The sequence below is a fragment of the Pseudomonas marincola genome (genome assembly GCF_900682675.2).
GTDB classification, from domain to species: domain Bacteria; phylum Pseudomonadota; class Gammaproteobacteria; order Pseudomonadales; family Pseudomonadaceae; genus Aquipseudomonas; species Aquipseudomonas marincola.
The window spans coordinates 2,259,968-2,283,750 of sequence record NZ_LR215729.2 but is presented as its reverse complement, the minus strand read 5'-3'; the positions used below and the strand labels follow the sequence as shown (position 1 = coordinate 2,283,750).

Below are 23,783 nucleotides of genomic sequence, written 5' to 3'. Positions count from 1 at the left end.
CATAAAAAAAGCTGTGCAAGTGCACAGCTTCTATACTCAGGATTTCGAGTGTGTGACAAGATGAATCTGAACCAAGCCCCAGCTAGAACTGGTGGGTTAACAAGCCAGGCAATTACATCAGATTGATCCAGACACTGTTATTTGATCAACGATAGTCAATCGTATAAACCAACGCGGTGTATACGTGACCAGCCGATACCTGCCCATCATATGCAAAGTATTGGGCTTGATAAGTTACACTCGCATTCCCGTTTTCTATCGGCACATACAAATTAGCATCGCCGTTGGCGGTCAGATCAATAGCGTTGCCTAATGCATTGGTAATTTGGACTTGGACTTTGGCTGCACCGCCAACTTCAACGGGAATCAGGTTCACCAGATTGCCCTCGGTTGGAGAAACATTATCTTGCTCAAATTTAGCGCGAACACCTTCTACCTGTGGGCAAGCAACCATATCAAGAGTAAAAGGACGCGCGCCTGCAATATCGCCCGTATTGATGAGCAAATTTTCACTCACGGTTTCAAGCTTGATGTTTGCATCAGTGCCCTGCCCATCTACGACTACGTTGCATGAGGTGTTATTAACACCTCCATTGATTGTAATGGTTCCATCAACTGCAAAAGCAGGTGAGATGTAACCAATAGCAATGACTGCAGATAAGATACTTTTATTCATATTTTCCTCCAACGCTATCATTGAGGCTCCAGGTCTCTGGAGCGAAACCGTTTATGCACATTACCGAAGTGGCAAAATGATAGCTGTAAGAGGTTTCCGATCTACCGAGGCATTATGTAACAGAGCAGAAGACAAATGCCGAGCTAAGTGCTCGCAACCAAGTTCGATAACGGACAAGAGCAAATGGAATCCATTCAGTCAGAACTCAGTTTAGACTCTGTAGTGGTAATACTGCCGAAGTCATTAATCCACCTGTATGAAACTTTTCCGCCTGCAACAGGTTTGTTTAGGCCTTCAAGCTTATAGTCGAAAGTTGACTTGGGGGGGATCATGCCACCTTGCTGATTAGGGTAATCCTTACCACCTACAGTGAGTGTGGCTCCCGCGATGCTAATGTGAAACGCAGAGTCATTGGTTCCACGCAGTACATAACCCTGGTCTGCTTTGGCTATCGACCAACTTACATTTACACCTGCTGCTTTAGGATTGCCGCTCAACCCTTCTGGACGAAAGAAGAACTTTAATTGTGAGCGGTATGCCAACTGGATATAGTTATTACCTTTGGCATCTTTTCCGATCGGCGGCACCTCCAGCATGTTGAACCAAAATACCGACTCTACATCTTCAGGAAGCGGTTCACCTGTGTATGCAATGCGCAGCGACTGGCCCTGATTGGGCTCGATTCGTGTAAGGGGTGGCGTAACGATAAATGGTAGCTGCTCCTCGCCGGGCCCGACTTTAGAGTCGCCAGTGCCAATCCAAGACTGAATCAGTGCAGGCGTATCATTTTTATTATTGAGGTCTATGGTGACTTCGCGCTCTTGCGCGGGGTAAATGATACGGGTACCACTGATGGTTACACTGGCTAAGCTGCTGATCGAAAGGCTCAGTAGAAGAGCGGTAAAAACAAACTTGCTACGCATTGTCATAATATCTGAGTTATCCATTCAATGGTCATATGGATTTGATTCATATGACAACTTCGAGAGCAATTTCAATAAATTCTAGCTAACTTACTGATAAATCATGTTGTAGACTAGTGCGCTGGTTACTTTACCGACGCCAACATTCCCAATAGCCAAATAACCTGCTTTGTAAACAAAGCTAACCTCTCCATTGTTGTCAATTTCTTTGAAAGGATTATCAGCTACCAGATTGGTATTGAGGTCGAGCCGTGTTCCTTGATCATTAGTAATCGCTACATTTATGTTTTCAGCACCACCAGCGGATGGCAAAGTAGAATTACCCAATGCGCCAGTGGGCACGTACACATTATTCGATTCAAAAAACGGACGGACCATCAAGCCCGGCGTGCAGTCTTGCAATGCAATAGTGAAAGGTGTCTTACCTGCTTCGACTCCAGGACTATCCAGTTCTGAAAGTAGTACGTTTGGCAATGTAACCGTGCCATCGCCACTGCCACTGCCATTAATCGAGAGATCACAAGATTGGTCTTGCACCAATCCGGAGAAATGAATCGTGCCGTCATCCGCGCTGGTAAACTGCGCTGAAAGCAGACTTACCCCTAATGTAATCGCAGAGAGCGTATATCTCATAGCCAGCAACATCCATGTTGAAGATTCATCCTCGTACTGCCCTGCACAACTCACTGCTTGGCGTTGTGCAGTTTGCTTTTAACAGTACTCTCTAGGCCACAACCATATTCATGTAAATTCTGCTTAACATCAATAAGCATGAACAAGGACCAGTTGTTCTCTTACTTGTACTCTATGCTGTACACCAAGGAACTGGTAACCAGACCAACAGTTGCAGAGTTTGGCCCATCACCTACAACGCCAGCGACTGCCGCGTTGTAATAGAATACTGTTTCTCCATCCACTGAAACTGGCTTATAGGGATTCCTATCATCTGCGTTGTATCCACCGGCATTCAGCGGTGTACCTTCTTCGTTATAGAGCGCAATATGAACATTCTCAGCACCACCACTTTCGGGCGGTGTCGTGTTTACCAAGAAACCCGAAATTGTGTTGTCTGCTTCAAAACGCGGGCGCACTGTCAATGCGGTATTACAGTTTCTGAGAGCAATGGAGAATTGGGTTTGTTGTGCATCCTCATGAACTGTCAATTCACTCAATGGTACAGGCGGCAAAATTACCATCCCATCGGAATAGCCATTGCCATCTACTGACAAATCGCAAGATTCTTCGGTCAACATGCCGTTAAATTGGACTATCCCATCAGCCGAATAAGCAAAACCAGAACCGATGAATCCAAAACCCAAAACCGTACAAGCCAAAAACTTTTTCATAAAAACCTCTTAATAGTCAAACAGTATGTAACCAATTTCCAGTGTGATTACTGCCAAGGTTTATCTGTATTGAAGTGTGTAGGTCAACGCACTGCTAACGGCACCCGAAGTCGGATTTGCACCTGCTGAATATTGGACATAGTATTCGAACACCGTCGACCCTGAATCGGTTATATCTCGGAAAAAGTTTACGCTTTCGGGATTCGTTCTCAAATCAATTGATTCATTATCTACGTTCAATATCTCCAGTTCTACGCCAGACGAACCGCCGTTGGTTGTTGATACTGTGTTTAGCAGGTAGCCACTTGAAGGGTTTACATTTGATGACTCGAAGAACGGCCGTACCGTTGCTCCAGGCATACAATCAGAAAGAAGCAATAAGAAAGATGTGCTGCCAGCTTTTGAGCCTTCACCTGGCAATGCAGAGATACCCAACGTAGGTAGTGTCACCAAACCGTTAGGGCCAGTACCATTTACAGCTTGGCCTTGTGAAATATCGATATTGCAGCTTTCTCCAATTACGCTGCCTACGAAGTTTACGGTGCCGTCCGACGCTGATGCGATACCTGCCGTCATGACGCCTACGCTGAATAAAGCTGAGCTCAATATAGTCTTCATCGTTCCCTCGATGTTTGAATTTTAGATTACTTGTAGAAACCCCGACATTGCTCTCGCGCTCTGTTACGAATTAAGCACTGCTGAGCAAATTCGATACTAGCCAATGGCCAAAGGCAAATATGTAGGAGTTTTCTGATGAGCCGCAGTGTAATTGAACTTCGAGTTTATGTACTTGAAGTAATAGACACTTTCGTAACTTCTCTTAAGGATGCAGAAACGTTCTGCAGGTGCTTTCTGTTCAGAGCCTACTTACTATATATGTAACTCAACGTTTCATATTAAACTGCGACGACAAATCGTGTTTATTTCATTTGTGTGAATTACAACCAACCTATTGATGGTTCTGTAATTAATAAAGGATAATTATCACTTATTTGAGTACCAGTACGCCCGACTTACCGCTCGGGTGATCGCGACATAACCAAGACGTTGCACCTCATCGTTCATGGTTTGGTCGTAGCTGCTGCTAAAGAACCCGGAATATTGATACAGCGCATTACGCAATGGGTAATGCATCGCAGAGGCGCCGTCGTCCAGAATGATCGCCACTTGCGCTTGCAGCCCCTTGGCGCGGTGGATGGTCATGCACTTGACCGCCAACCCTTTATCCAGCTGGGCCTTTATGCGCTTTAGCGGTTCATTGCGCCGGCTGAGCAGCAACACCGCTGTGGCCTCAGTGGAGTTGCATTGCGCGGCATAGTCGCACTGTTGGGTGATCTGCTTGATCAGTTGCGGCATTTGCTGGGTAAGGTCGAAACCGCGAATCTGTTTGAGCCCGTGATCGCCAGATTGAGCCTTGCGCACGGCCGTTGCAGCTTTATCTTGCTTGCAGGCCACTGCCTGCAGATAGTTCTGCGCATCCTTCACAATGGGGGCGATGGAACGGTAATTGGTTTCCAGCATCAGCACTTGGCTTGTGCGGGTTTTCGGTTTGCACGGGAAGTGCACGTCGAAGTTCATGAACAATTCAGGCGAGCTGCCCCGCCACGCGTAAATCGACTGCCAGTCATCACCAATGGCCATCAAGCTTACGTGCTGTTTATGAGTGCTTAAGTGCCGATGCAAGGCTTGGAGCCACTGAACGATTTGCGGCGAGATGTCCTGGAACTCATCGACCAACAAGTGGCTGTAAGCACTGGCAGCTGACTGCGCAGTGCCCTCCTCCGGCGCCATAAGCATGGCACTGAGCTGAGCAAATGCGCAGTTGAAGGTCATGAGCCCATGCGCCTGTAGAGTGGCCATGAAGTAGCCGTTGAACTGCTGCAAGGCTTTGATGAAGGTGCGTTCTTGCTCTGCGCATTGGAGTTTTTGCAGCTGGATGTCGGCAATCGTGATGCCGATGCTTTCAATAAACAGCGCCTGAGCATAAAACGCCTCAGGCAGCGGCGTTGGTTTGAACTCGCCATTAAGCTTGAAACCAGCCATGGGCGCCTTGCCTGGCGCGTCTGTTTGCTGCGGTGCTGGCAGTTGCAGCAGTGAATGAACCAACTCGCGGAATTCTGCAACCTCTGAATAGCACTGCTGATAGGCATCGTTGAGAAGATTTAACTGTGCAGATTGCAATCTTGCGCCCGTTAGCGGGTTATCCAGTTCACCAGCGCTGGCACCGCGCGCGCCCAACTGTTCAAACCATTGCGGATTACCCAGCGAGGCCTTGGCCATAACGCCCATTGCGGAATGGAATGTGCGTACGGTTGCGCGGGCTTGTGTTGCATCGAACGGGTATTGCCAGAACCGCAGTAGCTTAATCAGGCGCTCACGCAGCTCTGCGCACGAGGCGCTGGTAAACGAGATGACGCAAAGCTTGTCTACTTCTATGCCCATATGACAAAGCATGAACACAACGCGCAAGACCAATGTGGTCGACTTGCCTGAACCTGCGCCGGCAAAAATACGCGTGAGCGGGCTCTCACAGACAATCATCGCCCACTGCTCGTCTGAAGGCTGGCTGATCACGCCAGCTTGAACGGCGGCAGCTACTTTGTCGCGCATGGCTTGAACATGGGCCGGGGTAATGTCCATGGGCTTTGCGGAGTAAATGCCGGGTGTTGCGCGCTTTCGCCCGGCACTGGCTGGCTTAGTTTTATCCGTTACGGCTTTGCTTGCTGAAGCCTTGACAGATTTCTTGCCCGTACGCGGTTTTGAAGTTGGCGCTAATGGACTGTGCAGAGAACCTTGCTCACGCAGGTATTCAGCCGTCCTTGGGAAGTAACGGGCTAATGCGCCGGATAAACGAAACCTGTAGCGCTTGACAGCAGAGAGCATTACCAACGTCCATCGGGTAGATGTATATCGTTGATATCATATGTTTTTTTAGGCTGCTGCGGGAAATTTGCAGATACGCGCAAGTGTTTGTGGGGGCTCTGCGACTCAAAAAAAAAGCCCCTTATGCGTGGTAAGGGGCTTTTGCACACGGGATAGGGATTACGCTCGCTCGATAGCCAGCGCTACGCCCTGCCCGCCGCCAATGCACAAGGTCGCAAGGCCTTTATGGGCGTCACGCTTGAGCATTTCATGGAGCAAAGTCACCAGCACCCGACAGCCTGATGCGCCAATCGGATGGCCGATAGCGATGGCACCGCCGTTGACGTTGACCTTCTCTGCGTCCCATTGCAGCTCTTTACCCACGGCCAGCGCTTGCGCGGCGAAGGCTTCGTTCGCTTCGATCAAGTCGAGGTCAGCCAAGGCCCAACCCGCTTTGGCCAGGCAGCGTTGCGTGGCACTAACCGGGGCAATCCCCATGATTGCCGGGTCTACACCTGCGTTGGCATAGCTTGCGATGCGCGCGAGCACCGGCAAGCCCAACGCTTTGGCCTTTGCCGCGCTCATCAACATCACGGCAGCCGCGCCATCGTTGAGGCTGGAAGCATTACCGGCGGTTACGCTGCCGTCTTTCTTGAATGCAGGGCGTAATTTGCTCAGGCTTTCTGCGGTGGTTGCGCCCCGAGGTTGTTCATCGGTCGCAAAAGCCACTGGCTCGCCTTTACGCTGCGGAATCATCACCGGGGTGATTTCTGCAGTGAAGCGGCCCGCCTCGATCGCCGCGCTGGCCTTGGCTTGCGATTGAGCGGCAAATGCATCTTGCTCTTCACGGCTAATAGCGTACTTGTCGACCAGATTCTCGGCGGTGATGCCCATGTGGTAGTCATTGAATGCATCCCACAAGCCATCGACAATCATGCTGTCGAGCATTTGCGCGTGGCCCATACGCAAACCGGTGCGTGCGCCCGGCATTACATAGGGCGCCAGGCTCATGTTTTCCTGGCCGCCGGCAATAATCACCTCGGCATCGCCACAGCGGATGGCTTGCGCGCCCAGGTGCAGTGCTTTAAGGCCACTGCCGCAGACTTTATTGAGGGTTAGCGCCGGCACGGCGTTGGGCAGGCCCGCCTTAATTGCAGCCTGGCGGGCGGGATTTTGCCCTGCGCCTGCGGTCAACACCTGGCCCATGATCACTTCGTCTACATCTGCGCCGTCGATACCGGTTTGTTCCAGCAGCGCGCGGATCACCACCGCACCCAATTCAACGGCGGGTACTTGCGCCAACGCGCCCTGAAAACTGCCGACAGCCGTGCGGGTGGCGGCGACGATGACGACGTCCTGAATGGTTTGTTCGGTCACTTGTGATTCTCCGTAGACTCAGGCGAACTGCATTTCTGGCACGTGATCCGGCACGATCAATTTGCCGGCTGTCTTTTCAATAATCTCCTCGACGCTCACGCCGGGTGCGCGTTCTTTGAGGATGAATGCGCCATCGCTGATTTCAAGGTAAGCCAGATCGGTGAGCACGCGCTTGATGCAGCCGGCGCCTGTGAGTGGCAAGGAGCAGCGCTCCAGCAGCTTGGACTCACCATTCTTTGAGGCGTGGGTCATGGTCACGATGATGTTCTCGGCCCCTGCGACCAGATCCATCGCGCCACCCATGCCTTTGACCAACTTGCCCGGCACCATCCAGGACGCGATATTGCCGGCGACGTCGACTTCGAATGCCCCGAGTACGGTGAGGTCAATGTGGCCGCCGCGAATCATCGCGAATGATTCTGCGGAGGAAAAAATTGAAGCACCGGTGCGCGCTGTAACCGTCTGCTTGCCGGCGTTGATCATGTCGGCATCGATTGTGTCTTCAGTCGGGAACGCGCCCATGCCAAGCAAGCCGTTCTCGGATTGCAGCATGACTTCCATGCCTTCCGGCACATAGTTGGCGACCAGCGTCGGGATGCCGATGCCAAGGTTGACGTAAAAACCATCTTGCAGCTCACGGGCAACGCGCTGCGCCATTTGTTCGCGGGAAAGGGCCATTTCTTATCTCTCTCTTATCTGAAATATCGCGGTTTCGACGCGGGTGATTAGCAGCGCTCAGTGCGTTGTTCGATGCGTTTCTCGAACTGGCCAAGTATCACTCGGTCGACATAAATGCCGGGTGTGTGAATCTGGGTAGGCTCCAGCTCTCCCGGTGCGACGATTTCTTCAACTTCAACCACGGTGATCTTGCCCGCAGCGGCCGCGAGCGGGTTGAAATTCTGTGCCGTGTGGCGGTAGATCACGTTGCCATACCAGTCGGCCTTCCAGCCTTTGACGATGGCGAAGTCGCCAACGATAGAGGTTTCCATCAGGTAATCGCGGCCATTGAACTGACGGGTTTCTTTGCCCTCGGCGACCGGCGTACCGACACCCGTTGCGGTAAAGAACGCCGGAATGCCAGCGCCGCCGGCGCGCATTTTTTCAGCCAGGGTGCCTTGCGGCGTGAGTTCGACTTCTAGTTCGCCGCTGAGCAGTTGCTTTTCAAACAGCGCGTTTTCGCCAACGTATGAAGCGATCATTTTGCGGATCTGGCGGTCTTCGAGCAGTACGCCGAGACCAAAGCCATCGACGCCGCAGTTGTTCGAAACAACTGTCAGGTCGCGTGCGCCCATGCGCTTGATTTCGGCGATGAGATTTTCAGGGATGCCGCACAGGCCAAAACCACCGGCGATGACGGTCATGCCATCACTCAATCCAGCCATTGCCTCTGCGTAGGAGTTAACGCGCTTATCAAAACCTGCCATGTGCACTGTCCTCTTTATTATTGGGCCGCAAGCGGCTGTATGGTTTGAGTCTCGGCGCAATAGCGTATTTTGTTAAGTTGATTTTTAAGCATGATTAATTAGAAAATCGAAACAATACGATCTCAGGAAAACACAACGGATGACCATCAAACAGCTGCGGGCCTTTTTAGCAGTGGCGCAAAGCCTGAGTTTTGCTCAGGCTTGCGAACGACTGCATCTGTCGCAATCCGCGCTGAGCCTGACGATTAAGGCGCTGGAAGACGGCCTCGGTGGACGCCTGTTCAGCCGTACCACCCGCAACGTCAATCTGACGCCCGAGGGCGAAGCGCTGCTGCCAATGGCACGTCGGCTGCTGGCAGACTGGGAGAATGCCGAGGAACAACTTCGCCAGCGTTTCACCTTGCAGCAAGGGCGCGTAACCCTTGCGGCCATGCCCTCCTTCGCCTGCAACTTACTGCCCGATGTATTGATGAATTTCCGGGCGCGCTACCCCAACGTCAACGTGACCGTTAACGATGTCATCAACGAGCAGGTGATTGCGATGGTGCGCGACCGCGAAGTGGAGCTGGGCATTGCTTTCGAGCCGGATGGCGATACATCGTTGCAGTTCACCGCGCTTTACCGTGACCGTTTTATCGCCGTGGTGGGCACCGATTCACCCTTGTCAGCGCAGCACACCGTCAGTTGGCCAACCCTTTTGCATCAGCCGTTTATTACATTGCAACGGCCTTCTGCCGTGCGGGTAATGCTTGAGCAGCATCTGGCGCGCCACGCGATGCAATTGCCGGTGGTGTTCGAGAGCCATCAATTGGCGACAGTGGGCCGGATGGTTGCCAGCGGCCTTGGCGTGAGCGCGGTGCCGGCGTTGTGCAGGCAACAAATGCGCGAGTTGGGCGCGCATTGCCTTGAGCTGGAAGCGCCTATTGTCGAGCGAAATATCGGCATTCTTACCAAGCCGGATAATCAGCTATCGGTATCAGCGCAGGCCTTGTTCGACTCTTTACGGGCAATGCATGTGGCCTGAGTTGCATCACCAGACTGCAGCAAGACGGCTGGCGAGTTGACCTGCGCCAGCCGATTTAACGCGTATTTACCAGGTATAACCAGCGCCTATCAGGAAGGTGGTTTCGCCTTTGGTATCGATCAACGGGCTGTCGGCAATATCGCTGTCGTAATGCTCATAAGCCAGCGAGGCGGTGCCGATCCAGTTCTTGCTGATGCGGTACATGGTAATCAGCGAGACCATCGGCGAAACCGTTGCGCCTGTCGAATAGCTGGGGCGCTCGAAAGTGGCTTCATCGTCCGATACGCCACCAAAATAATAATTGGCCATTTTGCTTGAGCGCCAGACAACGCCCATTCCCGGCATCACCAGCCAGCGATCATGCAGCCAGGGGAAGTCAGCCCAGAGCAGCATTTCCTGGCCGTTACTGGTGCCAGTTATATCCGTCGATGCCCGGGCGGTCAGCAAGGCATACGGGGTAATAATGTTGGCGCCTAAACCTGCTTCAAGCTGCGAATGGCGTTTATCCATGCCTTCAAACTCGCGTTCATCGTCCGGGTCGAGATTACCGAAGCGAACACGGCCATAGGCGAATGCGGCGAAGTTTTCATTACGGTGAAAGTAATAGCGTCCCCGGTCGCCGACATACAGTAAATCGTCGCCGAAGTAGACAAAGCCCGGAATCACATAACCCTGGCTGCCCGATGCTTCGTAGCGGGCACTTGTGCCGAGTGCGACGCCGCCGACGGCAAAGCCACGCGGAATCGGCGATGTGTCGTTATCTTCAGATAACAATTGCAGCGAACCGAGCTCAACGTCGGCAAGTGCAGATTGTGTGGTCATTAGCGCGCCCATACTGGCAGCAATCGACCACATTGCGATTTTGCGAAGTGCACTTACCATCAAGAATCCCCATGATGTATTCGAAGAGTCGAATCTTTTGTATTTGGCTACTGTCTTAAGGTTGGTTATAGCTGCTAGCCAAGTTATTGCTTCATTCCTTTCGCAGGCTCACAACTGGTAAGTCGATTTCCTCAACAAAAATAGCATTAATTAGCTGTTTGTATGGCTTAGGTGAACGCTATTTACTGTTGCTGAAACGCATATTGTTGGCAGTCATTCGGTTTACGTTGCAGCGACTATGTTTAAAAACTCACGGCCAGCCCCAGCGATAAGCCTGAGAGGTTATCGCCCAGTACGTGACGCACGACCAGGCGTGTGCGCGTGATAAACAGGTCATACGCACTTGAGTCGAACTCAAGGCCAACACCGGCTGTGGCCAGGCGGTCAAATCCCAGCACTCCACGTTGGTCGCCAAGGTATTCCGAGTAAGAAAACTCAAGCACATAGCGCAGCGGCCGGTGCATGACATTGAACGGGGTTGGCGCGCGCCAGCGTGACCAGAGGTTGGCGGTTTCGGCGTTGGCACTGCCCTGCACCACATCCGAGCCGCCGATGCTTTTGAGATGTATGTAGCTGTAGCGCAATTCTAGATCGACTTCATACTCAGGGCGCACACGCTCCCAGTCGATCATCATTGAACCACCCAAACCGGCTGCACTCATGTGGCCGTCATCAAGAAAGTCGATTTCCTTGTCGAACTGACTGTTGACGAATATCCGCGCGGTGTTCAGGTCGCTGGTGACATAGCCGAGCGATACGTTGCCGATCGGCCGCAACACCACCTCATCTGACAACGGGAAGTCCCAGCCGATACCACCTGTGGCCGAAACCGAGGTCCATTTAGCGGGCACCCTGCGAGACTCGTTACCGGCTGAGGCGACAAACCTTGGGTCGTAACGGCTGTAAGCGGCTGCACCTTCGAGGTACAGCGGCAGTTCTTTGCTGATGGTGGCGCCGCCACCGAACTGGGTCATGTTGATTTCAGGATTGCCGGCGCTGTTGTCATCCACGCTGATTGAGCTGGAGGCCAGATCGGGCACGACTGAGTAGGCCATGAGCGCCAGAATACCGTTGGCGCGATCCTGAATATTGCCCTCTGGGAGTATAAAGCCTTCTGCAGCTGCATCTGCTGCCAAAAACATACCGATCAACGGAACGGCATAGCGAGCATGTGGCATGAAACGACTTCCCTGTTAGAAATTAAGCATCATTCTAGACGCTGATCAGCCAAGGGTAGTGAATCTCATGTACTTTTGTTGCCCGCCTCTCATCGCGCGTAATAGCCCGCGAAAATTATGGCTTTAGCGAGCAAATTACCGGGCTAGCGATAGCCCTCCTCAGTCAACGCGCCATCGGTAACCTTGATGGTCTGAATGTCTTCTTCAGTGATGCGGGTCTTTTTCCAACTGCCGCGCGCAAACCAGCACAGCGCAATTATCGCCACCAGAATGTTGGTGACCGGAAACGACCACCAGATCCCGGCCGAGCCAAGGGTGGTGTGCTTAGCCAGAACGTAGGCCAACGGGAACTGGATCATCCATTGCGAGACCATGGCAATAATCATCGCGCTGAGCATGTTGCCTGACGCCCGAAACGCCGACACCACGCACAGCTGAACGCCGATTCCTCCCCAAGCCAGACACATGGTGCGGATGAACTGTGAGCCTTCACGAATCACCGCTTGGTCGGTTGGGGCAAATACCGCAACGATCAGCGGCGCCAGCCAGTATGCAATGCAGCCCACCAGCGTAAGGGCGGTAAAACCGTAGGCCGTGCCGAGCAGAGTAATGGTTGAAGCACGCTGGATATTTCCGGCGCCGATGTTCTGCCCGACCAGTGTCGAGACGGCCATCGACAAGCCCATGGCCGGGATCATTACCACCTGCAGGACATTCGAGCCGATGCCGTAAGAGGCAATGGTTGTGGTGCTGAAACTGGCCACCAAAAACGACATCACGATCAGCCCGAGGCCGCGTGTCGACAGTTCAACAGAACCGGGAAAACCGAGAAAAAACGCTTTCTTGATGTAATTGAAGTCAGGCTTGAAACCGCTCCATTTGAGCTTGATGCCATGCCGGCCGCGCAGAAAAATAATCATGCCGATGCACGCGGCAATGCCCTGCGTCACCAGCGTTGCCATTGCCGCGCCCATCACGCCGTGCCCTTTGAACGGGCCGTAGCCAAAGATGAACAACGGGTCGAGGCCAAAATTGAGGATAACCGTGGCCAATACGATAAACAGCGGCACGCGTGTTTGGCCAACGCCGCGCATTAACGACTGGAACATCACATAAATGAAGACGAATATCACCCCGATAAACGAGACGCGCATGTAACCGAGTGCGCCCTCCTGAACCTCAGGCGTTACGCCAAGCAGGCCGAGCAAATGCGGAGACAGGAAATAACCGAGCGCCCCCAGCACAACCGAGGTAATAGTCACCATTAACATCGACTGCGCGGCCACATGGTTGACCATGTCTTGCTTGCCGGCGCCCATGTATTGCGCCGTGAGTGTGGCGCCGGCCATCGCCAGCCCCGAACCCATGGCGATCACCAGGAATGTGACGGGCGCGCTGACGGCCACAGCCGCGATGGCATCGGCGCCGACACGGCCGACCCAATACGCATCGGTGAGTTGGTAACCAGCCTGAAGAATGTTGGCGAGAATTATTGGAAATGCCAGCGTTAACAATGCACGCGGAATCGAGCCATTAATGAAAAGATCTTGGCGAGATTTAGCCACATGGACTCCTGTCAGCACCGAAGGGATTAAGCGGTTTGGGTCAAAGTGTAGATGCTGTTGGCAGCCGCCAAACTGGAAATAAACCGCAGCACATCAGCAACACAACAACAGGGGCGCGCTGTGATGGGTGAACCACGGTTATTTATTACCCGCGAGATCGAGGCAGTCAGATGTTGAGCTGCCTCGCTGCGTTGATCAGTCCTGCATCTCGCTCAATTGCTTGAGCATTGAAGTGTAGTTAGCTACGCCCTGCGCACCCGTGACCAGATGCCGGCGATTGAAGATAACCGCAGGCACGCCGGTGATTTGCTGCTGGACCCAGAACTGCTCGTTCCCGCGCACCTCATCGGCGTAGCGCTGATCCTGCAACACGGCAAGTGCCTGCGCCCGGTCCAGGCCAATTTCAGCGGCGATATCGGCCAGCACGTTGATATCGGACAGGTTACGGCGATCGGTAAAGTGAGCCGTGAACAGCGCCATTTTCAGGTCGTGTTTGCGCCCGCCCTGCTCGGCCCAATGCAACAATTGATGGGCGTTGAAGGTGTTGTGCATGCGCATGTCTTCGCTGAAACGAAAATCGATTCCCAACTCATTACCGATTTCGGTCATGCGGGCACGGTTTTCTGCCGACTCGGCGTCGGTACTGCCGTACTTCTCTTTGATGTGCTCGCGCAGATTTTGTCCCTCGGCGGGCATTTGCGGATTCAACTCAAACGGCTGCCAGTTAATTTCATAGGCCGTACCGGTGGCTTGCAACGCCTGAGCGAGTTGCTTGTAGCCGATCACACACCAGGGGCACATCACGTCAGAGACAATGTCGATCTGCAATACAGGGGTTGAGCTGCTCATAGTGGCTCCAAAGCTTTTATCCAAACACTTGCGTCATAGACTGCCACAGACCGGTTTAATTCACCGGCGTAGTGGCGAGGTGCTGATTGCGTGAATAGCGCGTCATGCCATCAAAACGTTTTGCAAAGCACGTACAGCTGAGTCAACGCGTGCCGACGCCAAGCAATTGTCAACTAAGCAGCACTCATGCTGCGACTGAAACGATCAGGTCAAACCAGCCATGCGCCTTAACCGCTCGATGCTGGCAGGTTCTTCATCCCGTTGTTCTGCCGCCGCCAGACGCATGATTACCTGCTTGCGGCGGATTTGAGTCTTGGGCAGCGCGTAGACCGCGCCAATCAACTCACGCAGCGGCATTGGCAACTGCCAGTTAACCTTGAGGCTGTTGGCAAAATTCTCGCTGAACAGGTTGATTGCTTGCAGCAATTCATCTTCACCCAGGCTCGAGCCACTGTTGACCCAAACCTGCGCATGATAAAGCACACAGAGTTCGCCCATGCGGTGCAGTAACGCGGCGGTATGCAGCAGAGCTGGTTCTTTATTGCACTTTACGGCCAATGCGACCGCCTTTTCAGCGAGCTGATCTGTGGCGAGAAGCTGGCGTTCAATCATCTCTTTAACCGGCCCCTCAGCCTGTTGTGTAAATTGGCGTAGCGCCATACCGAGAGCGATATTCAAACTCGTTTGCACACCAAGTTTGCGCAATGCCTCAAGGTGGCTGAGGCACGCCCGCCCATCGGTGTTGTAGGCCGTACTGTTGGCAACCGCGACCAGCTTCGCGCACAGCGCAGGATCATGTTTCATCGACTCGGCTAATTTGCGCAGATCGAATGGCTGACCATCCAGATAGTTGAGTAATTGCGTACGCACCGTGGCTATCACCGGAAGGTCCAGCGCTTGCGCCGGTAACGTGGCCAGATGCTCCTTGAAGCTTGTGCTGTGCGCAGGCGAGCTATCTGTGGCGGTACCGGCAGGCAGCAGTTTGCTCAGGCAGTCGAGCACATGACGCACCTGAAACGGCTTGGTGATAAAGGCGCTGATACCCAACGGCCGGACGGCCATGATGCTAGACCGATCCGCTTGTCCGGTAATAATCACCAGCGGTGTAGTGCTGTCGGTTCGCCGGATCTGTTTGAGCAAGTCGCTGCCTGGCGCATCGGGCAGGCTCAATTCACTCATCACCAGTTGATAGTCGCCTTCGCGGTGCGCAGCAATCGCTTGGTGCACGCGGCTGTATATATCGACTTTCAGATTGGGGCTAATGCTCAGGATGATCTTCTCTAGAACCTCCGCATTCCATCGGTCGTTATCCAGAATCATCACACGCATAACATTTCCTTATCAGCCTGAACTCGCACCTTACACCTGCAATCACTCAACACACTGCCCTCTGCGCTGCAGTTAGCTCAGGCGATCACTTCCGTGCGGGCTCAGATCGCAATAATGCCAATCGGTGGCACGGGTTGAGCAGGCAAGTCTTATTACACATTATAAATGTAAGGTTAATTGGCGTCAGCATGATTGCCCTTTCAGCACTGGTTTGGCTGCCGCACAGTATTCTGTGCGCGTTTGGATTGATGGAGGCGACGAAATGTGCGGTCGGTTTGCGCGGTACTAGGTGCATCTGTTTATTTGCGTCAGTTCGATAGCGAGCACTACGTGGTGAGTGGCTACCTGCAAAAACTCCGATAAATTAAGGGCAAAGCTGTGCCGCTCTATCAACGTGATAACACGCAGCAATAATCGGTCGAACCCATTTGGCTGGTACACCTCTGATCTTCTATTGTGAAACCGCCATAAACGCCACCCCGAGCTTTATGGCTAAAGCCCTCGCAGTGCCGGGTTCTTCAATGGCCCTATCAAGCATTGAAAGTACTGAACTGGATATGAAAACAGTGCATCTTCGCTTTTATCTGTTACCACTAATAAGTTTATTTCAGAAATCTCACAAGGCGCATAAGCTATTTGCTTATGACCAAATCAAATTCTGGCGATCGACTTCGTAAAGTAATACACGACCTGGACCTGAGCAAAACCGCGGCTGCAGCTAAACTAGGTATCGTCCCTCAAAATCTACAAAACTGGTTTGTTCGAGGTGTGCCGGCCAGGCAGATGAAGCGCGTCAGTGCACGCTTTGGGATCTCTCGAGACTGGCTTGAGTGCGGGACCGGACCTGAACGCGCAGACCAACTCAGTTACAACACCGGTAAAACAGAAAATGCTGGAGACTCTGCAGCCCTAACACCTACGCCAGAGCATCAACAGCTTAATATGGTCGGGCTTGACAGCACCTGGCTGGAAAAAAACGACTTATCTTCCGACATCATCACCGTGCCATTCCTGGTTGAGATTGAAATGTCGCCACGGATGGAGGGCAGAATGCCAATTGCAGTCAACAATGAGAAAAAGTTCCCGTTTAGCAGATCGCAGCTCGCGGCAGAGGGCATAAAACCAGACGTTGCACGCTGCGTCCTAGTATCCGACAACAGCATGGGTCCCGTAATCCCCAAGGGCTCTGTAGTCGGGATAGACACGTCCACAATCCGCGTCAACAACGGTGATATATACGCGGTCGATCACGCAGGCCAGCTCAGAGTGAAACAACTCTACAAACTCCCCGGTGGTGGACTTCGACTGCGCAGCTTCAACCGCGACGAGCATAGTTCCGAAAAGTTCTCACACCAAGTTGTGCTCGATCCAAACGACGGAATAACCATAATAGGCCGAGTGTTTTGGATAAGCGCGTTCCGCTGACCCTCCTTCATTGAGAGCCATTGTTTAAACCCGCCCGCCCAAGGAAATCGCTCAAGCAGTCGGTCTTTCCCCCGAGTCATTCAAGAAGCGAAGGTTCTTTGCGATGGCCCGGCTCGGCGGACGGCGGTATCGCAAAGCGGCATAAGTACATCTCAAGTCCATCGAATTCAGATGTACTTAATAATGTACTTAAAAATGCGGTTGGCAGAGAACTGATGCGAAAGCCAGAGGAAGTGAAATGTTGCGAAGTGCTTGGTTTTGCTGGGCTTGCGGCGTTTAGCGGAACCCAGCGAAACCTGAATTGGTGCCCGAAGCCGGAATCGAACCGGCACGGGGTTACCCCCGAGGGATTTTAAGTCCCTTGCGTCTACCGATTTCGCCATTCGGGCGGCAGAAGCAGTGCGTTTAAGCGCTCGGCATTTAACCTTAAATTTAAAGAGTTATCAATCACTTGGGCCGACAAAAATGTCGGCATAAATCAATTCAAGGAAAAAAGATTGATGTCACTCACAGCTAAGGCTCAGCGGTGCGTGCGACTAATAGGCCAATGAAACGGTGTGCATATGTCGCCGTTTCAATGTAGTTAGTGTTGAACAAGCCAAGCCTAGCGAGACGCCATTATCCCCGTTCAGCAACATGCAAAACAAACAGCATGCCCCGCATCAGTGAATCGTCGGAAAGCGCTCTTTAACCAATAATTCAGCCTGATAAGCCACTTGGTCGAGTACCCGATCACGCTTACTTTCGGCGTCGCTCATGGCCTTTTTGCCGTGTTGTTTGAGCAGGTACGCATGGATCTGCCGCACTTCAGTCGCCTGGAATATCGGGGCCAGATCCTGCACGGCAACCATGCCGGCCGAACGGTAATTACGTGTACTCATGACAACATGTGGCCCTTGCGCGGCCAGCACCTGAAAACCTAAAGCCTCAAAGGTTGGCACCTTGTCGGCGGCGCACGCCAGCTCGGCATGCGGGCGATGCGCAATCATCTTCTTTAGCATGGCTCTGGCAATTCCGCTGCGCCGATGATCTGCCTGAACAGCCATGTAAGCCAACGTGCACGCCTGCTCATCATCCTCGCTGGGCAGGTACAGGGCAAAACCGAGCACCTGCGAGGGATCTTCATCATCGAGAGCCAGAATCAACCGGGCGCTGCTCTGCTGATCGCTGTTCATGGCTTGCAGATACAGGTGTACCTCGTAGCCAATCACGTACTGGTACAACTGATACAGCGGATTACTTGGCGTCAGCGAAACCGGGCTGATGTCGCTGAAGTAGTCCACCACCATTTGCAGAACCTGGCTTTTCAGGTCTTCGGGTGGCGGTGTTTCCAAGTGCACAAGGGTGAACATCGAGAAGCTGGCTCCGGGCGTGCCCGATCGGGGCAATCGGCGCTGACGCTATTGTAACGCCCACAGCCACCACACCCAACACACTCTCGCCGCGCAAAGGGGCATCGCATTAATGTGCGCGGCAAACAAGCGCCCCGGCTTTATCCGCGTGCGGGCGTCGTGGCGCGAGCGTTCTTTTTCTGCAGGATTATCGAGGCTTCGTTGTAGGCATTCTGGAAGGATTCACCACCGATCCAGTTCACTGCCGCTTCTTCGTCTTCATCATGGAAAATGCCGCGGTAGGTAATCAGCAGGCCCATCATGAAGTCGGTGGCTGCGTCTTCCGACTCTTCAGCGACCACCAATTCCAATACCGGGTATTGCAGGAACACCAGGCACATTGCCAACAGACTGATGCCTTCGCCGACTTTCATCGCCTGAAACAAGTCGTCGAAGTGCGCCGGGTCGAAACCATTCTCTTCAATATCTTTGAAGTCGAAAGTGCTCAAGTCGATCTCGACATCATCGAACGGCTCATCAATCAGCGGATTGGCCAATACCGGATGCACAACATTGACCTTGGACTTGCCGGAGCGGTTTTGCTTGGCCTTGAATTTGGCGCGCTTTGCACGCTTTTGCTGTTTCTCTGCGGAGGCCATAGTGGCGAGTTCCTTGTTCGGTACAGCCATGGGTATGGCCCGGATTATCAGCGCATAGTGTAATCATTACCGGCAGAATTCGCTGACCAAGAATAAACCGCAGGCAAGCAAACACCTCTGACTACCTGATGAGTCAACCAGAATAATTTAGCCGGTTACCTTCAGTAGCCTGTAGAGCCCCGCCACGCACGGGCTTCAACGTACCATCAGGCGAGTAAGAGCCGTGAATTGATCAACTGCCGGCTGCAAACAAACGGCTTGGCGGCTCAATGCTGTCTACTATTGGCGAAGGTAATGCTGCGTTGCGCGATACGTGACTCATTATTGCGCGCATGCAGCCGATACGTAATTGAGCCACTCCGTGCCTGAGCCGACCGCGAGACGCTATGCCGAGCAACCCTCTCTCCCTTGATGACACCCAGCCAAATCACTCAAGCGTGGCGCTGATACGCACATCCTTGTTCAAATTCGTTTGCCTGCTTGTTGGATTATTCATGCTTACCGGTGGTCTGCTGGCGTATATCGCCCATACGCTGGATGCCCGGGAGATCAAAGAAGGCCAATTTCACACTGCCAATGCGCTGAAGTCATTAGAAAGCTCGATGGATTCTTACATCCGGGATAACGCTAGCTGGGGAGATGCGTATGAGCATTTGCACCTGCAAGTAGACACGGACTGGGCTTACGTTAAGCAGAATCTCGGCGCATCACTTTATAGCGACTTTTTTATTAACGGGGTGTTTGTCATTGATCCGCAGGGACGCACGGTTTACTCGGTCATCAATGGCAAGCTTGCACAAATTAATGCCGAAAAGTGGCTGCAACAACCCGCTCTCCCACTGGTAGAACAGGCACGCGCCCGTGCGGAAGCAGAGATACCGGTAGCCACTTACACGCAGGTTGCTGGCACGCCAGCCTATGTAACCGCAATGGCGATTACCACGGGCGATGATCCAACGATAAAAAATGATGGTCGCTCGCCATCGGTGATGGTATTGGCGACCTTGTTGAATAACAGCCGACTCAAGGCGCTGGGTCAGGACTATGGCGTCAACGACTTGCGCTTAGCAAGCACCTCGCAAGCCGTTGGCTCGAATGTTATGGCACTGGGTGAAGACGGCAATGCAGGAAAGATACAGTGGAATCCCGAAGTGCCGAGCCAAGGAATATTGATTATTGGCATCCCCTTAATAGGCTGTGCTGCGTTGGTTGTATGCCTCATGGCGTGGGTCATATTGAGACGCACAACCGTCGCTGCCAAAGCGCTTGATAACAGTTACGAGTCGCTTAAACACAGTGAAGCTGCGCTTAACACCAGTGAGAAGCGATTTCGGGATGTCGTTGAAGCAAGTTCGGATTGGGTGTGGGAAATCAACCGTGACATGCGCTTCACCTTTTTATCGGAGCGATTTGAAAGCGTCACAGGATTGCCTGTAGCGTCGTGGATTGGCCGGAGCATGGACAGCTTGCTGTACAGACAGGCCGGCTCGATGTCTGATTATCTGAACAACCCCGATCGAGATCCGCATCCAAGCATCCAATGCCACTACCGCGATACGCAAGGGCAGGAACGTATTACCCGGCTTTCTGCGCGGGCAATGGTGGATGGCGGTTTCCGGGGCACGGCGACGGATGTGACTGAGGAGGAAGAAGCGCGTCGGCGGATCGAATTCCTCTCGCTACACGATGCGCTTACCGGCCTTGCCAACAGAACGCGACTGTTGGCGTTTCTCGGTGAGAAACTCAAATCCAAGCGCTCGATGGAACAACCGCTGCTGGTGCTCAGCGTCGACCTGGATCGCTTCAAGCCGGTCAACGATCTCTTGGGGCACGCCGCGGGTGACTTGGTGCTGAATGAAATATCCAGCCGGCTGATTAACTGTATCCGCCACGGCGATCTGGTGTCGCGTGTGGGCGGCGATGAGTTTGTCTTGGTTCTCGAGGGAATCAACAATGAAGAGGCCGTTGAAGAAGTGTGTCGCCGGCTGATCATGGCAATCGAGCAACCCATCAAAATGGCTGAACAGGGGGTGTTCGTCGGCGCCAGCGTGGGTATCGCAATGGCGCCCAACGATGCCGATAATGTCACCGAGATACTGCGCTATTCAGACATAGCGCTGTATGAAGCGAAAGCTGCCGGGCGCAATACCTGGCGCTTTTATGCCAGTGACATGAATGACAAGATCATTGAGCGTCGGCGCATGGAAAGTGACCTGCGCTATGCGATCAATCACGACGAGTTAAGGCTGCATTTCCAGCCGCGCTATCGCATCTCGGACGGTCAGATGGTCGGCGCCGAAGCACTGGTGCGCTGGCAACATCCGACGCGGGGTTTAATTGCGCCAGACACCTTCATCCCGATTGCCGAGGACACCGGCTTAATCGTGCATCTGGGCAACTGGGTACTGGAAAACGCCTGCATCAACGCCGCGCGCTGGCCCGATAACCTATTTGTATCGGTCAATCTTTCACCCAGCGAATTCAAACGCGGAAACTTGGCCGAGCGGGTTAAAAACAGCCTCATTAGCAGCGGAATCGACCCTGCCCGACTGGAACTGGAAATAACCGAAAACGCCACACTGGACGATGCCGTCGGCACCCTCGAGGTGATGAACGAGCTGAAAAACCTCGGTGTTCGTATCACCATGGACGATTTCGGCACGGGTTATTCTTCGCTGAATAACCTGCGCACCTTTCCATTCGACGGACTAAAAATTGACCGGGGCTTTTTAAATCGCCTGGTTGACAGCGAAGAAGATAAATCCATCATCCAGGCCATGATCAGCCTCGGCCGCGCGCTGTCGCTCACCGTTACAGCCGAAGGCATTGAAACCACCGAGCAACTCAGCTGGCTCGAGACAGTGGACTGCCATGAAGGCCAGGGATACTTCCTGAGCCGGCCGCTGGACGCCAAAGTGTTCAACGCAATGCTTGAGTAACCGCGCCAACCTTGTCGTGACCACAACACAAATCCAAAAACCTTGATAACGCCACCAGGCGGACAATAACCAGACTGAGTCGGGGCATTGTCCGCCAACCTTAACTGCGGGTAATCGAAGCGCCGCCATCAACCAGCGAGGCAGTTCCGGTGACGAACGATGAATCGTCCGATGCCAGATACAACACCGAACGCGCCAGCTCATCGACGGCGCCTACGCGTTTAAGTGCGTGCAGCCCGGTGATGAAGGCTTGTGATTGCGCCGTATTGTTCATGCTGCGGTACATATCGGTATCAACTGCGCCCGGCAGAATGGCGTTCACCCGGATGTTGTTGGGGCCGTATTCGGACGCCAGCGCTTGCGTGAGACCGATCAGCCCGGATTTACTCGCGGCATAAGCAGCAACGCCAGGAAACGCGAAGGTATGGCCGACAAAGGTCGATGTGAAGATCACCGAGCCGCCACCATTATTGAGCATTTGGGCGATTTGATGCTTAGCGCCAAGAAACGATCCGGTCAGGTTGATTTCTACGGTATCGGTCCAGCCTTTTTCCGACACGTCGGTGCTTGGGCCGCCCTCACCCAGTGTTCCGGCATTGTTGAAAGCCACATCGAGACGCCCGTATTGCTCGACTGCAAGCGCCACCAGCGCTTTGGCGTAATCTTCTGAACGCACATCGCCGGCCAGAGCCAGCGCCTCGCCACCGGCAGCGCGGATTTCTGCGACCAGATCATTGAGCTCACTTTCTCGGCGTGCGCCGACAATCACCTTGGCCCCTTCGGCGGCGAACAATTTGGCGGTTGCGTAACCGATGCCCGAACTTGCGCCTGTGACGATGGCAACTTTATCTGCTAAACGTTTCATGTCTCTTCTCCTGAGTAATCCTTAGCAGCTGTTGGCTGCCTGAGTGAAAGGCTTGGGTTATCAGCGTGCTCGACTGGGCCTGGCTGGTGAGGCGAATTTGGGCCGTGGTGAGTGTTTGGACTAGCCGGCAATTACCGGTTCTACCTTTCGGAAAACCAGAACAATGCTAAAGCTCGACGGAATCGCCAGTTTTGTCGCCGTGGCCGAATCAGGCTCGATCAGTGAGGCCGGCAGACGGCTGAATCTGTCGAAATCGGTGGTCAGCGAACGGCTGGCAGAGCTTGAGCGGATGCTCGGCACTCGCCTGCTGCATCGCACCACACGCAAGGTCAGCCTCACCGAAGATGGTGCCGTGTTTCTGCAGCAGGCCACACGGATAATTCGTGATGTCGAGGCGGCAACGGCGGACATGGCTGAACGCCGTGGCGGATTGTCTGGCCCGCTGCGTATTTCGGCGCCCGTCACCTTTGGCCGTATGCATTTGGGCCCGGCGCTCTACCCGTTCATTGCTGCGCACCCGCAACTTGAGGTGACGCTTGATTTGAATGACCGGCGCATCGACGCCTCATCCGAAGGCTTCGATGCAGTGATCCGCCATGGCCCGCTGCAAGACTCGCGCTTAGTGGCCTGGCAATTGGCGACCAGCCAGCGGTTGTTGGTCGCAAGCCCGACTTATCTTGAACAATATGGAAGCCCCGCTTCGGTCGATGACTTACCCAACCACAAGGGTATTTTCTACACCAACCGCGGCACTGCAGATTGGCGCTTCGATGGCCAGCACGGCGCGCGAATCGCCCGCGCCAAAAATGCATTCAGGGTCAATAACGGCGACATGATGCTCGACGCAACACTGGCGGGATTAGGCATCGCGCTGTTGCCCACATTCATCGCGGGCGCGGCTATCCGTTCGGGTGCATTGCACGTGGTCGATATTGGCCTGAGCACCGCCACCGAGTACATATACGTAGCGCACCCGGAAGGTCGCCACGCATCGGCCAAGCTAAGGGCGTTGGTTGACTGCCTGAAGCTGGCGTTCGGCAGCCCGCCGTACTGGGATAACCAAAGCTGATAAGAGCAGATGACTCACTGCACTGTGTTTGCTTGATGGCTACACAGGTAAAAAGCAAAA

Annotated in this window: 21 protein-coding genes and 1 tRNA gene; 4 read left to right on the top strand and 18 right to left on the bottom strand. The window is 53.4% G+C overall.

Annotation, left to right across the window (positions count from 1 at the left end):
* Window positions 1–145 precede the first annotated feature (145 nt).
* The 9 genes from PMYSY11_RS10695 to PMYSY11_RS10655 all read right to left on the bottom strand — a co-directional run bounded on the left by PMYSY11_RS10695 (window position 146) and on the right by PMYSY11_RS10655 (window position 8,608).
* The gene (locus PMYSY11_RS10695; RefSeq protein ID WP_172970684.1) at window positions 146–676 is read right to left on the bottom strand and encodes a fimbrial protein; all 531 of its coding nucleotides are present in this window, start codon (window positions 674–676) and stop codon (window positions 146–148) included.
* A 194-nt stretch (window positions 677–870) separates the two neighbouring features.
* Window positions 871–1,623 carry a fimbria/pilus periplasmic chaperone gene (locus PMYSY11_RS10690; protein ID WP_150549163.1) on the bottom strand — a complete coding sequence of 251 codons (753 nt, stop codon included), beginning with the start codon at window positions 1,621–1,623 and terminating at the stop codon, window positions 871–873.
* 66 nt (window positions 1,624–1,689) lie between these two features.
* A complete protein-coding gene (locus PMYSY11_RS10685; protein WP_150549162.1) occupies window positions 1,690–2,232 on the bottom strand; it encodes a fimbrial protein in 543 nt (180 codons plus the stop codon).
* Window positions 2,233–2,393: 161 nt separating this feature from the next.
* The gene (locus PMYSY11_RS10680) at window positions 2,394–2,945 is read right to left on the bottom strand and encodes a fimbrial protein (RefSeq protein ID WP_150549161.1); all 552 of its coding nucleotides are present in this window, start codon (window positions 2,943–2,945) and stop codon (window positions 2,394–2,396) included.
* 60 nt (window positions 2,946–3,005) lie between these two features.
* A complete protein-coding gene (locus PMYSY11_RS10675; RefSeq protein ID WP_150549160.1) occupies window positions 3,006–3,563 on the bottom strand; it encodes a fimbrial protein in 558 nt (185 codons plus the stop codon).
* 366 nt (window positions 3,564–3,929) lie between these two features.
* Entirely contained in the window at window positions 3,930–5,585 is a 1,656-nt protein-coding gene (locus tag PMYSY11_RS10670; protein WP_338051128.1) for a UvrD-helicase domain-containing protein, read from the bottom strand.
* 402 nt (window positions 5,586–5,987) lie between these two features.
* On the bottom strand, window positions 5,988–7,169 hold the full coding sequence (locus PMYSY11_RS10665; protein ID WP_150549704.1) for an acetyl-CoA C-acetyltransferase: 1,182 nt from the start codon (window positions 7,167–7,169) through the stop codon (window positions 5,988–5,990).
* Window positions 7,170–7,202: 33 nt separating this feature from the next.
* Window positions 7,203–7,862 carry a CoA transferase subunit B gene (locus PMYSY11_RS10660; protein WP_069899727.1) on the bottom strand — a complete coding sequence of 220 codons (660 nt, stop codon included), beginning with the start codon at window positions 7,860–7,862 and terminating at the stop codon, window positions 7,203–7,205.
* 47 nt (window positions 7,863–7,909) lie between these two features.
* Entirely contained in the window at window positions 7,910–8,608 is a 699-nt protein-coding gene (locus PMYSY11_RS10655; protein WP_150549158.1) for a CoA transferase subunit A, read from the bottom strand.
* A 139-nt stretch (window positions 8,609–8,747) separates the two neighbouring features.
* Between PMYSY11_RS10655 and PMYSY11_RS10650 the strand changes: the two genes are divergently transcribed.
* On the top strand, window positions 8,748–9,632 hold the full coding sequence (locus PMYSY11_RS10650; RefSeq protein ID WP_150549157.1) for a LysR family transcriptional regulator: 885 nt from the start codon (window positions 8,748–8,750) through the stop codon (window positions 9,630–9,632).
* A 66-nt stretch (window positions 9,633–9,698) separates the two neighbouring features.
* Here the strand turns inward: PMYSY11_RS10650 and PMYSY11_RS10645 are convergent, their stop codons facing one another.
* The 5 genes from PMYSY11_RS10645 to PMYSY11_RS10625 form a co-directional block, all read right to left on the bottom strand.
* Window positions 9,699–10,454 (bottom strand): MipA/OmpV family protein, encoded by a 756-nt coding sequence (locus tag PMYSY11_RS10645; RefSeq protein ID WP_079235560.1) that lies wholly within the window; start codon window positions 10,452–10,454, stop codon window positions 9,699–9,701.
* Between the two features lie 302 nt (window positions 10,455–10,756).
* Window positions 10,757–11,692 carry an autotransporter outer membrane beta-barrel domain-containing protein gene (locus PMYSY11_RS10640; RefSeq protein WP_090511735.1) on the bottom strand — a complete coding sequence of 312 codons (936 nt, stop codon included), beginning with the start codon at window positions 11,690–11,692 and terminating at the stop codon, window positions 10,757–10,759.
* A 143-nt stretch (window positions 11,693–11,835) separates the two neighbouring features.
* Window positions 11,836–13,257, bottom strand: coding sequence for an MATE family efflux transporter (locus tag PMYSY11_RS10635; RefSeq protein WP_150549156.1), 1,422 nt, complete (start codon window positions 13,255–13,257; stop codon window positions 11,836–11,838).
* A gap of 195 nt (window positions 13,258–13,452) precedes the next feature.
* Complete coding sequence (locus PMYSY11_RS10630; protein ID WP_150549155.1) at window positions 13,453–14,106, bottom strand: DsbA family oxidoreductase; 654 nt, start codon at window positions 14,104–14,106, stop codon at window positions 13,453–13,455.
* Window positions 14,107–14,310: 204 nt separating this feature from the next.
* On the bottom strand, window positions 14,311–15,435 hold the full coding sequence (locus PMYSY11_RS10625) for an HDOD domain-containing protein (protein ID WP_150549154.1): 1,125 nt from the start codon (window positions 15,433–15,435) through the stop codon (window positions 14,311–14,313).
* Between the two features lie 642 nt (window positions 15,436–16,077).
* Here PMYSY11_RS10625 and PMYSY11_RS10620 point away from each other — a divergent pair.
* A complete protein-coding gene (locus PMYSY11_RS10620) occupies window positions 16,078–16,860 on the top strand; it encodes a LexA family transcriptional regulator (RefSeq protein WP_150549153.1) in 783 nt (260 codons plus the stop codon).
* Between the two features lie 302 nt (window positions 16,861–17,162).
* Here PMYSY11_RS10620 and PMYSY11_RS10615 read toward each other — a convergent pair.
* The 3 genes from PMYSY11_RS10615 to PMYSY11_RS10605 all read right to left on the bottom strand — a co-directional run bounded on the left by PMYSY11_RS10615 (window position 17,163) and on the right by PMYSY11_RS10605 (window position 18,850).
* Window positions 17,163–17,249, bottom strand: a tRNA-Leu gene (locus tag PMYSY11_RS10615).
* A gap of 273 nt (window positions 17,250–17,522) precedes the next feature.
* Window positions 17,523–18,212: a GNAT family N-acetyltransferase gene (locus PMYSY11_RS10610; protein WP_150549152.1), complete on the bottom strand. Its 690-nt coding sequence runs from the start codon at window positions 18,210–18,212 to the stop codon at window positions 17,523–17,525.
* Window positions 18,213–18,352: 140 nt separating this feature from the next.
* Window positions 18,353–18,850: a hypothetical protein gene (locus PMYSY11_RS10605; protein ID WP_150549702.1), complete on the bottom strand. Its 498-nt coding sequence runs from the start codon at window positions 18,848–18,850 to the stop codon at window positions 18,353–18,355.
* A gap of 386 nt (window positions 18,851–19,236) precedes the next feature.
* Between PMYSY11_RS10605 and PMYSY11_RS10600 the strand changes: the two genes are divergently transcribed.
* On the top strand, window positions 19,237–21,789 hold the full coding sequence (locus PMYSY11_RS10600; protein ID WP_150549151.1) for a bifunctional diguanylate cyclase/phosphodiesterase: 2,553 nt from the start codon (window positions 19,237–19,239) through the stop codon (window positions 21,787–21,789).
* A gap of 100 nt (window positions 21,790–21,889) precedes the next feature.
* Here the strand turns inward: PMYSY11_RS10600 and PMYSY11_RS10595 are convergent, their stop codons facing one another.
* Window positions 21,890–22,654, bottom strand: a complete 765-nt coding sequence (locus PMYSY11_RS10595; protein WP_150549150.1) for an SDR family oxidoreductase — start codon at window positions 22,652–22,654, stop codon at window positions 21,890–21,892.
* Between the two features lie 163 nt (window positions 22,655–22,817).
* On the opposite strand from PMYSY11_RS10595, the gene PMYSY11_RS10590 reads away from it, so the two are divergent.
* On the top strand, window positions 22,818–23,723 hold the full coding sequence (locus PMYSY11_RS10590; RefSeq protein ID WP_150549149.1) for a LysR family transcriptional regulator: 906 nt from the start codon (window positions 22,818–22,820) through the stop codon (window positions 23,721–23,723).
* Window positions 23,724–23,783 lie beyond the last annotated feature (60 nt).